This is a genomic window from Clostridium sp. NSJ-49 (assembly GCF_014287725.1).
Lineage (GTDB): Bacteria > Bacillota > Clostridia > Clostridiales > Clostridiaceae > Clostridium > Clostridium disporicum_B.
In genome coordinates this window covers 1-10,569 of sequence record NZ_JACOOP010000074.1, presented here as the reverse complement: position 1 = coordinate 10,569, position 10,569 = coordinate 1, and the positions used below count along the sequence as shown (strand labels likewise).

The window sequence follows — 10,569 nt, the reverse complement described above, 5'->3', positions numbered from 1 at the left end:
GTATATGCTATTAGTTTTATCCAAAGGAGCAAAAATGATACTGAAAAATTTGAGTGATATAAAAAATCTTGGCCATAAAGGCCTTGATATATAAGGGTTAAGAAATATGATTAACCCTATTTATAATTATATTACTTTAGTCTATAATTATATTTAATAAAAAACTTTACAAGGAGTATATATGGAAAGAAATATTTTAATTATAGAAGATGAAATACGAATTAGAATTTTACTTAGAGACTATTTAAAAAAAGATGGATTTAATGTAATTGAAGCTGCTGATGGTGACGAAGGGATTAATACCTTTCAAAACAACAACATAGATTTAATTTTATTAGACATAATGATGCCTAGAGTTGATGGAATTACTGTATTAGAAACTATTCGTAATGTTTCTAATGTACCAATAATTTTATTAACTGCTAAATCTCAAGAAGAAGATAAGCTTTTTGGATATGAACTTGGAGCAGATGATTATATAACTAAGCCTTTCTCACCAAAAGTTTTAATAGCTAAAGTTAAGGCTTTACTTAAAAGAACTTCTGATGGAGGCACTTCTTTTTCATCAGCTAAAGATTTCAATGGATTAAGTATAAACAAACTTGCTCATGAAGTTAAAGTAGATGGTACAACCTTAAATCTATCACCTAAAGAATTTGAACTATTAGTTTATCTAACAGATAACATAGGAATATCATTAACTAGGGATACAATATTAGATAACGTCTGGGGAATAGATTATTATGGCGATCTTCGAACTGTTGATACTAACGTAAAGCGTTTAAGAGAAAAGTTAGGTTCTAAAGCAAACTACATAATTACTGTAAGAGGTAGTGGCTATAAATTTGAGGTAAATCATGAATAAGAGCATCTCAAAAAAATTATTTACAATAACTTTTAGTTTAATTTTATCAGTGTTTATTATTAACATGGTAGTTCAATTGCTTTTCTTTGAAGATTTTTATCTTGAGAAAAAAGTTAAAGATTTAAAAAATGAAGTTAATACTTTTAGAACTATGTACTCATATCAATTAGTTAATAAAAATACTCTTTATAATGCTCTAAGCTCTTACGAAGAATCTAACAACTCCAAAATGGCTATCTTCTCCCTTGATGGTAATCTTAAATATTTAACAAACTACGAAGGTGGTATGGATGATTCTACAGCTTTAACAGCTTTTTGTGCAGACTTACTATCAAATCGTGAACTCATTGATAGGGTTTTAACTCATGATACCGTTGAATGGACAATTTTTACTGATAAAAGTAGCGATAATAAAAAAATAGGAGTTGTTTCTCCTATGTCACTTCAAAATTTTAATGATTCCATTATAATTTCGGTTTCATCAATACAACCAATCCAAGAAGCTGCTTCTGTTATTAAAAGCTTTTATTTTTATCTATTAATTTGTATATTATTTGTTGCTATAATTCTTTCAAATATATACGCTAAATTAATCAGTAAGCCTTTAATAAAAATTAATAGAGTTGCCACAAAGATGTCTAACCTAGACTTTAATGCAAAATGTGATGTAACCTCACAAGATGAAATTGGTAGTTTAGCTAAAACATTAAACTTTCTTTCAAGTAATCTTGAAAATGCCTTAGATGACTTAAAAGATAAAAACTTAAAACTTGAAAATGAAATAGAACGAGAACGTAATCTTGAAAATATGAGAAAAGATTTCGTTACTAGCGTTAGTCATGACTTGAAAACTCCAATAGGAATAATAAGTGGATATGCAGAAGGATTAAAGGATGATATCGTAACTGGAGAAGATAGAAAAATATATTTAGAAACTATAATTGATGAAGCTAATAAAATGAATTCTTTATTAAACAGTATGTTAGATCTTTCTAGACTGGAAACTGATAATGCAACATTAACCTTAGAAGATTTTAATATTGTAAGATTACTACAAGGAATGATTAAAAAATTCTCCTTAGAACTAAGTAATAAAAAAATAACTGCTAACTTTATAACAATTCCACCATATGCTTATGTAACTGGAGATATACTAAAAATTGAGCAAGTCATACAAAATATAATTACAAATGGAATAAAGTACTCTCCCGAAGGAAGTAATATAAATATTTCTGTATTAGAAGAAAATGATAATTTTACAATAAACATAGAAAATACAGGAGTAAATATACCTGAAAAAGAATTAGAAAATATATTTGCAAAATTTTATAGACTAGATAAATCTGGTGATAGAACAAAAAAAAGCTATGGATTAGGCCTATCTATAGTTAAAAGAATACTTGATATTCACAATAGCATTTATTCAATATCTAACACTTCTAATGGTGTACTATTTAAATTCACACTGCCTAAATCTACAGATATTGATGATTAAAAAATAAGCTGTGGCAAATGCCACAGCTTATCTTTATTTTACCTTTTTATATAATATAGTTGCAAACCAAATAAATGATAATCCTAACATAGTATGAGCTAATCCTGCAATATGACTTAATCCAGCAAAATCACTTCCATTAACCTGTAAAATACCTCTAACTAATAATGTTATTAACATAAATACTAATGAAACATTATAAGCTATTAACCATCCTTTATATGCTTTAGCTTTTGATATTTCAAATAACTTATCTAATATAAGGACTATTAAAAAGAATATAAATCCTAATATTAATGCATGTCCATGTAATGCACTTAACGTCGTTATACCTATAAAACCATTAAGTTTAGTAAACTCTCTAAAAAATACCCCAAATACTAATCCTAATACTAAATAAAAAATTGATAAATTTACATACTTTTTCATAACAACCTCCAACTAATAATTTTTCTCTAGAAATATATATTATTATAATTAGACTATCTTATCAATACTTTCAGCAAAAATAGTTTGCATAAAAACTATTTTTTTTAATTTTAACATAAAAAAAGAAGCTATACTAGCTTCCTTTAAATTCTGCTTATCTTTTTAAATATTATTTCCTTCTTAATTTCCATAGAATCTTTATCTATTTGAATTTTGAATATATTAGGACAACCTTCCTCTCTCCATTTTTTCATATACTTAGGAGTAACTTCAAAGGAGTAAAAATATTTTTCATCATAAAAATCAGAAAACTCTAAAAACTCAACTTTACTATACCTATCTACTTTAATATTATCTTTATCAATATTATTAAAAATAGGAATAAAAAATCTTAATGGTATTTCATATTTGAACATACCTTTTATTTCTTTTCCCTCCATTATTGCCCTTTTTAAAAATCTTAACTCTTTATCATCTAATTCTTTGTATCCTAATTTAAATATAGGTTCTCCCCTTTTATTTTTATCTATTTTAACCTTTATCATCTGTTTCCACCATCTTAACCTAAAATATTATTTATATTATTCCACCATCTATTCTTATTATTTGACCTGTTAGGTATTTGCAGCTATCATCACATAAAAAAGATACAGCTTTTGCAATTTCATCACATTCACCAAAACGCCCTTGAGGAATTTCATTTATTAAATCACTCTTTTCATCTTCATCTAAGAAATTATTCATATCTGTATTTATTACCCCAGGTGCTATAGCATTAACCCTTATTCCAAATGATGCTACCTCTTTAGCTAATGCTTTAGTGAATAAATTTATACCACCTTTTGATGCTGAATATACCACCTCACAAGATGCTCCAACATCTCCCCAAATTGAAGAAATATTAATTATATTTCCACTTCCCCTTGAAATCATATTAGCTATTGCATATTTTGATAAATACATAGCACCTAATAAATTCGTATTTATCAACTTTTCAATGCTATCATCTTCAAAATCCATAAATAATCCAACTTTTGATATTCCTGCATTGTTTATTAATATATCTATTTTACCAAATGTACTTACAACATCTTGGATTAATTCTTTACAATTTATAGCACTCGAAATATCTTTTTTGTATAACTTTCCATATCCACCATTAGATATTATTTCCTCTAATGTACTCTCTGCTCCTTCTACATCCTTAGAAAAATTAATTGCTATACTTGCCCCCTGCTTGCTTAATTCAAGAGCTATAGCTCTCCCAATACCTCTTGATGCACCAGTAACAAGTGCAACTTTTCCTGTTAGTTTTCCCATAAAATTTATCACCGTCTTTTAGTTTTATACTTTAATTTCAAGTTTATTTTACTATTAATGAAATATAAAGTAAATTCTTATAAAAATATCTTTTTATCTCAATACTTCATTAAATACTCTTAATGCATTTTTACTAAATATTTTATCAATTTCACTTTCTTTGTATCCTTTATCTTTTAACCTATATGCTAGCATATCCATTTTACTAATATCTTCAATCTCCACCTTGTTGCTAATTCCGTCAAAATCACTTCCTATAGCAATTACGTCTATACCACCAACATTTTTTATATAATCAATATGTCTAACTATATCATCTAACCTTGATATCTCATATTCACCTAAAAAATTGCTACAGAAGTTCATTCCCATTACACCTCCTCTTTCAGATAATTTTCTTATCATATTATCTGTAAGATTTCTAGGGTGATTTTTTATTTCTCTTGCATTTGAATGTGATGCAATAAAAGGTTTCTTACATATTTCTAATACATCAAAAAAACCTTTATCAGATAAATGTGATACATCTGGAATTATTCCAACTCTCTCCATTTCAGCTACAATTTCTCTACCACACGGGGTTAAGCCTTTATCTTTATAAAGAAAATCTATATTAGGATATCCTATTTTATTAGGAAAATTCCATGTTAAGGTAATTATTCTAATTCCTAAATCATATATTTTTTTTACTCTCTCAACTTTTCCTTCTAGAACTTCCCCCTCTTCTATTGATAAAAATGCCCCTATTCTTCCTTCATTATTGACCTTTTCTAACTCTTTTATATTAGTTACTATATTAATACTTTCCTTATTTTCATCTAATTCTTTTAAAAAGTTATTATACATATTCAGAAATTCCTCATAAGGATTTCTACAATTGTTCATATCTATAAAATTAGCGAAAACTTGTGCATTAACTCCACCTTTTTTTAACTTCATTATATCTACAGAATATTTATTTTCACTTAATTTACCACCTTCATAATATAATCTAGCAGCTGTATCACAATGTAAATCTATCATTATCCCCTTACCTCTTTTTCTTATTATTTTCTCTATTAACTCGTAATCTTTCTTCCTTAGCCCATGATAAAAATGTGGAAATCTTTCTTGGCCCACCAATAATCTTTCTTTTTACCCATAATACTCCTGAATCTTGAGCATCAACACTCCATTTTATTAATGCTATATCTCCTCCTTCTACCTCTATAGATGTCATTGCATAAGGTAATATACAGCATCCATCATTAAAATATGGTGGTTCAAATTCACCTGGAAATCTACTATTATGTGTATGTCCACACAATAACATCTTCCCATTATCTCTAGCCCAATTTTGTAGTTCTAAATCTACTCTTGTCCTTCTTGTCTTATTTTTAGCTGAGCTTGAAGGATCTCTAAACCCTGCGATTCCAAATAAAAATTTCCAAATATATCTTACCAAAAATCTACTTACAAACCACAATTCATTATTGCCAAAATCCATTTGATTCCCATGAGTAACTAAAAACTTTTCATTTAATGGTGTATATAACATATTCAATCCTGGATAAAATTCTATATCCTCTATAAATTTTAAAAATTCTCTTCCATAGTCAGCACCAATTTTCTTTAATGCATTCTCTTGAATATCCTTAAATTTTTTATTTCTTTTAATTATATCATGATTACCATAAATTATATAAATATTATCTTTCTTCTTATATTTATTAAATATTTTAAATACTTCTTCATATGTATATGCTATTTCATTAAAATTTTTATTCTTCCATAATTCATCTCCATCTCCAACTTCAATATAAGTATATCCATTTCTTAAATAATATTTTAAAGCAGTAATATATATATTAGCATTAGGTAATAATGAGTCAAAATACGTTCCATCACCCCTATGAACATCTGATATAAATACTAATTTTGATGAATCATCAAAAGGTATAGTAAAAGCATTATCATATAAATAGTCTAATTTGTTTTTCATAAATAACCCTTCATAAAATTTCTTTTTATATCCTATGTAAAATTTTCTTTAAAGGTTATTTAAAAAAACATATAAAAATTATTACTACATATAAAAAAACAAATTAGAGCAAACTATTATCATAATTTCGTTTTTAAAAAAGGAGGACTAGATGTGTATCATAATAGCTTTAGTCTTAAGATTATATTAGTTCTTTTCCTAGCAATTTATAATATTAATACTATTTGTTTTGCCACCCCATTATCTAAAGATGAGTTAACTGTTATGAAAGAGGAAATATTAGATTTAAAAAATAATACAGATAATTCTGAAGAATTAAAAAATCAATTTCAAGCTTTATTAGAAAACTTATTTTTAAATAGAAATTCTGCTATATTATCTAAAGATACTGAAGGTTTAAAAAACTTTTACGACTTAACTAAAAAAGTTGGGCAATGGGCATATGAAAATGAAACTACAAAAATTCAATATTTTTCAAATTGGTCTGAGAAACAAGGAGCAAAATTCGATAGAATCAATTCGATCTTAAAGGTTAAAAAAGTAAAAGAAAAAGAACCTAACCTTTTTGGAGTAATATGTTATGTATCTACTGAATTCTACTATAGTTATCTAGACTCCCCATCTGAACAAAACAGATTTAAGCTTGGAACTTATCATTATTTAAATTTACGAAAAGAAGGAGACCGTTATATAATAACAAAGGAATGGTATACAGATCCGTTAGCTGATTCTTTAAATCTTGAAAATATTAAATCTGATGAAATAAAAGATTATATATTATCTTGCAAAAAACCTGAGTTTACCATTAATGAACGTTGTCAAAAAGCCATAGACTATGCACATACATATTGCGGAGTTTCAGATAATGAAGAGTTTTTATTTAAGTATAATCCTAATTACAGAAATTTTAATCCTGAAGGTGGCGATTGTGCAAACTTTGCATCTCAAATTCTTTATGAAGGTGGTGGCTTCAAAAAAAATGATTATTGGAATTATAATAAAGGCGATGCAACTAAAGCTTGGGTAAATGCTCAAGGATTTAAAAATTATATTATAAGTAGCGGAAGAGGCTCATACATAGCTAAGGGTAGCTACCAAGAAACATATAAATCAGCATTTCAATTAAGACCTGGTGATATAGTAGCCTATGAAAAGAAAGGACGTATAACTCATATCTCAACAGTAACTGGACTTGATTCTAAAGGTTACCCTTTAGTTACATGTCACAATACAGATAGATTGTTAGTTCCTTATGATTTAGGATGGAGCAATAAAAATATAAGATTTCACTTTATAGATGTATATTATTAAAAAAAGGAGCAAAAGTTGCTCCTTTTCTTTTTATTATTCTATTGAAAATCCTGTTTCTTCAATACAATTTCTTACTTCTGCTTCAGTAACACTTTCATTAAAGGCCACTTCAATACTACTTCTACCAAGATCAACACATACCTCTTGAATACCGTCTATCTTGTCTAATGCATTTTTTATTTGAGTCTTAGTGGAATTATTTATTAATCCAGTAACATTATAATGTACTATATCCATACTTATTTCTCCTTTCTTACTTTACTCAAGAATAGTATTAGCAAAATAGAAAAGTATTATAAATATTAAAATAATGAGAATGTTACTACTACTAATCCAAATACTATTGAAACAACTGACATAAGCTTAATTAATATATTTAATGCTGGTCCTGACGTATCTTTAAATGGATCACCTACTGTATCACCAACAACAGCTGCTTTATGAGATTCTGATCCTTTTCCTCCATAATTTCCTGCTTCAATATATTTTTTAGCATTATCCCAAGATCCACCTGAGTTTGACATCATAACAGCTAGTACAAAACCTGATACAGTTGCACCACATAACAATCCTGCAACTCCATTTGGTCCTAAAATCAATCCAACTATTAGCGGTGTTGCTACAGCTATTATTGCAATTTTAACTAACTCATGTAATGCTGACTTTGTACATATATCAACACATGATGCGTAATCTGGTTCTGCTTTACCTTCCATAAGACCTTTTATTTCTTTAAATTGTCGTCTTACTTCAACAACAATCTTACTTGCAGCTTTTCCTACTGCACTCATTGTAAGTGATGAAAATGCATAGGTTACTGCACCACCTATAAAAATACCTATTAAAACTTGAGGATTTAATATAGATAAATCAAATGTAAAATCCAAATTGTTTTTTATAACTAAAGATTCTATTGAATCCTTATAGGCAGCTATAAAAGCTAATGCTGTCAAAGCTGCTGAACCAATAGCAAATCCTTTACCAGTTGCTGCTGTTGTATTCCCTAATGAATCTAATGCATCAGTTCTCTTTCTAACTTCTCTATCTAATCTTGCCATCTCTGCTATTCCACCAGCATTATCAGCTACAGGTCCATATGCATCTGTAGCTAATGTTATACCTAAAGTAGATAACATACCTACAGCCGATATAGCTATACCATAAAGACCTTGATTAAAATTATTTAATCCTCCTGCACAAATATAACTAACTAAAATTGATATACTTACTATAACTACTGGGCAAGCAGTAGATAACATTCCTACAGATAATCCATTTATTATAACAGTAGCTGGTCCTGTTTCAGAAGCCTTTGCTATAGATTTAGTAGGTTTATAATGATCACTTGTAAAATATTCAGTAAAAAATCCTATTAATAGTCCAGCTATTAGTCCGCTTAAAATAGCAAAATATATTCCTATATGTTCTTTTCCAAGAATATTTACAACTATAAAATAAGAAACAATTGCTATTATTATTGAAGAAAAATATACTCCCCTTCTTAAAGCACCTAACAATACTTTCTGAGATACATCTTCTTTAGATTTTACAAAAAACGTTCCTATAATAGATGCAATAATACCAACAGATGCAACTACTAATGGTACTGTTACACCATTTATAGAAAGTCCTGCTGATACAGCTAATGCACACGAAGATACAATTGATCCAACATAGGATTCATAAAGGTCAGCTCCCATTCCTGCAACGTCCCCAACATTATCCCCAACATTATCAGCTATTACTGCTGGATTTCTCGGATCATCTTCTGGTATTCCTATCTCTACCTTTCCTACTAAATCTGCTCCTACATCTGCAGCTTTAGTAAATATTCCTCCACCAACTCTTGCAAACAATGCCATAGAAGATGCACCCATTCCAAAAGTTAATAAAGATGAAGTTATATAACCTATTCTCTCTGCCATAGGTAATGCTTTATAATACCAATTTAAAATATAATACCAAATACTTAAATCTAATAATGCTAGTCCAACTACAACTAAGCCCATAACTGCTCCACTTGAAAAAGCAACTCTCAACCCACTATTTAAACTTTTACTACATGCATTTGCAGTTCTTGAGTTTGCATTAGTTGCTATCTTCATTCCTAGATATCCACTAAGACCTGAAAAGAATCCTCCAGTTATAAATGCAAAAGGAACAAAGATTGAAACAAAATTAAATTGAGCCAATATAAATAAAATTATAAACATTCCTATAAAAAAATAGGATACTCCTTTATATTGTCTTTTTAGATATGCATTAGCTCCACTTCTTATACTATTCGCAATATACTTCATCTTATCCGTACCTTCATCAACCTTAAATATAATACGAGTAAAATATACAGCAAAAAGTAATGCTAGTGTAGCACCTACTGGTGCAAAAACTACTAAATTCATATATACTCTCCCTTTAAAAATTCTTTTATATAATAATATGAAAAGAATTTTTATTATAGAATATATATTTTTTTATTATGTCAATTTAAATTATATTTTTATTTTAAGTTTAAAAAGTCCCAATTAAGGGACTTTAAAATTTTAAAAACCTCTTTTTTTAGCTTCTACTCCACTTTCATTTAACTCTGGTTCTTCTATAGTAGTATTAAAGCTACTTTTAGCATATTGATTTTGAGTTTTTGTACCATTCCTTAAATAATTATCTTTTGTGTAGTCTCTTCTATTATTATTTTTCATATTTTCCTCCTTTTATAAAACATCTCTTAATATGTATATAGTTAATCATATTGGTAAAAATAAATAGTGGAAGTTGTATATAAAATTAAAAATGTGTGTCTATTTGATCTCTTTGAATTCTTTTAAGATCTTTAAGTCTTAAGTGAGTTTCTTTCATTATTTCATCCCAAGGATCTCCATCTATTATCATCTTTTTTGCAACAGTATTTGCTAAAGCTATGTCTATTTTTTTTCTTTGCATATTACATTCCTCCTTAAAAGTATTATCGATCTGTTAAGTTATATGAACATTGCTCTTCTCAGCCCAAGGAAATACAATAGGTTTGCGATACTAAATAATACCCCCTTCGAAAAGGAGAGAAGAACAATGAGCAAAACTAATATAAAATGCCCACGCTGTAATTCTGATAAACTATACAAGTTTGGTATGAATAAGCAGGCTAAACAAAAGTATCAATGTAAGCAGTGT

The 10,569-nt window shown here is 28.0% G+C and carries 13 protein-coding genes; 4 read left to right on the top strand and 9 right to left on the bottom strand.

What is annotated here, in order from left to right:
- Positions 1-181 precede the first annotated feature (181 nt).
- Positions 182-865 (top strand): response regulator transcription factor, encoded by a 684-nt coding sequence (locus tag H8S10_RS16845; protein ID WP_186839638.1) that lies wholly within the window; start codon positions 182-184, stop codon positions 863-865.
- A complete protein-coding gene (locus H8S10_RS16840; RefSeq protein WP_186839637.1) occupies positions 858-2,360 on the top strand; it encodes a HAMP domain-containing sensor histidine kinase in 1,503 nt (500 codons plus the stop codon). The genes H8S10_RS16845 and H8S10_RS16840 overlap by 8 nt, the downstream gene beginning before the upstream one ends.
- A 33-nt stretch (positions 2,361-2,393) precedes the next feature.
- On the opposite strand, the gene H8S10_RS16835 is transcribed toward H8S10_RS16840, so the two are convergent.
- The 5 genes from H8S10_RS16835 to H8S10_RS16815 form a co-directional block, all read right to left on the bottom strand.
- Positions 2,394-2,789: a DUF2871 domain-containing protein gene (locus H8S10_RS16835; protein WP_055268109.1), complete on the bottom strand. Its 396-nt coding sequence runs from the start codon at positions 2,787-2,789 to the stop codon at positions 2,394-2,396.
- A gap of 143 nt (positions 2,790-2,932) precedes the next feature.
- Positions 2,933-3,334 carry a hypothetical protein gene (locus H8S10_RS16830; protein ID WP_055268111.1) on the bottom strand — a complete coding sequence of 134 codons (402 nt, stop codon included), beginning with the start codon at positions 3,332-3,334 and terminating at the stop codon, positions 2,933-2,935.
- 31 nt (positions 3,335-3,365) lie between these two features.
- Positions 3,366-4,109: an SDR family oxidoreductase gene (locus tag H8S10_RS16825; RefSeq protein ID WP_055268113.1), complete on the bottom strand. Its 744-nt coding sequence runs from the start codon at positions 4,107-4,109 to the stop codon at positions 3,366-3,368.
- A gap of 93 nt (positions 4,110-4,202) precedes the next feature.
- Positions 4,203-5,132, bottom strand: coding sequence for a dipeptidase (locus H8S10_RS16820; RefSeq protein WP_055268115.1), 930 nt, complete (start codon positions 5,130-5,132; stop codon positions 4,203-4,205).
- Between the two features lie 7 nt (positions 5,133-5,139).
- Positions 5,140-6,090 (bottom strand): metallophosphoesterase, encoded by a 951-nt coding sequence (locus H8S10_RS16815; protein ID WP_186839636.1) that lies wholly within the window; start codon positions 6,088-6,090, stop codon positions 5,140-5,142.
- Positions 6,091-6,243: 153 nt separating this feature from the next.
- Here H8S10_RS16815 and H8S10_RS16810 point away from each other — a divergent pair, with 153 nt between their 5' ends.
- On the top strand, positions 6,244-7,401 hold the full coding sequence (locus H8S10_RS16810) for an amidase domain-containing protein (RefSeq protein WP_347707687.1): 1,158 nt from the start codon (positions 6,244-6,246) through the stop codon (positions 7,399-7,401).
- A gap of 33 nt (positions 7,402-7,434) precedes the next feature.
- Here H8S10_RS16810 and H8S10_RS16805 read toward each other — a convergent pair whose 3' ends face one another.
- The 4 genes from H8S10_RS16805 to H8S10_RS16790 form a co-directional block, all read right to left on the bottom strand.
- The gene (locus H8S10_RS16805; protein WP_055268121.1) at positions 7,435-7,638 is read right to left on the bottom strand and encodes a heavy metal-associated domain-containing protein; all 204 of its coding nucleotides are present in this window, start codon (positions 7,636-7,638) and stop codon (positions 7,435-7,437) included.
- A 65-nt stretch (positions 7,639-7,703) separates the two neighbouring features.
- Complete coding sequence (locus tag H8S10_RS16800) at positions 7,704-9,803, bottom strand: sodium-translocating pyrophosphatase (protein ID WP_186839635.1); 2,100 nt, start codon at positions 9,801-9,803, stop codon at positions 7,704-7,706.
- Between the two features lie 141 nt (positions 9,804-9,944).
- On the bottom strand, positions 9,945-10,100 hold the full coding sequence (locus tag H8S10_RS16795) for a hypothetical protein (protein ID WP_172675779.1): 156 nt from the start codon (positions 10,098-10,100) through the stop codon (positions 9,945-9,947).
- Between the two features lie 85 nt (positions 10,101-10,185).
- On the bottom strand, positions 10,186-10,341 hold the full coding sequence (locus H8S10_RS16790) for a hypothetical protein (RefSeq protein ID WP_186839634.1): 156 nt from the start codon (positions 10,339-10,341) through the stop codon (positions 10,186-10,188).
- A gap of 126 nt (positions 10,342-10,467) precedes the next feature.
- Between H8S10_RS16790 and H8S10_RS16785 the strand changes: the two genes are divergently transcribed.
- On the top strand, positions 10,468-10,569 hold a 102-nt coding region (locus H8S10_RS16785; RefSeq protein ID WP_347707662.1), incomplete at its 3' end, for an IS1 family transposase.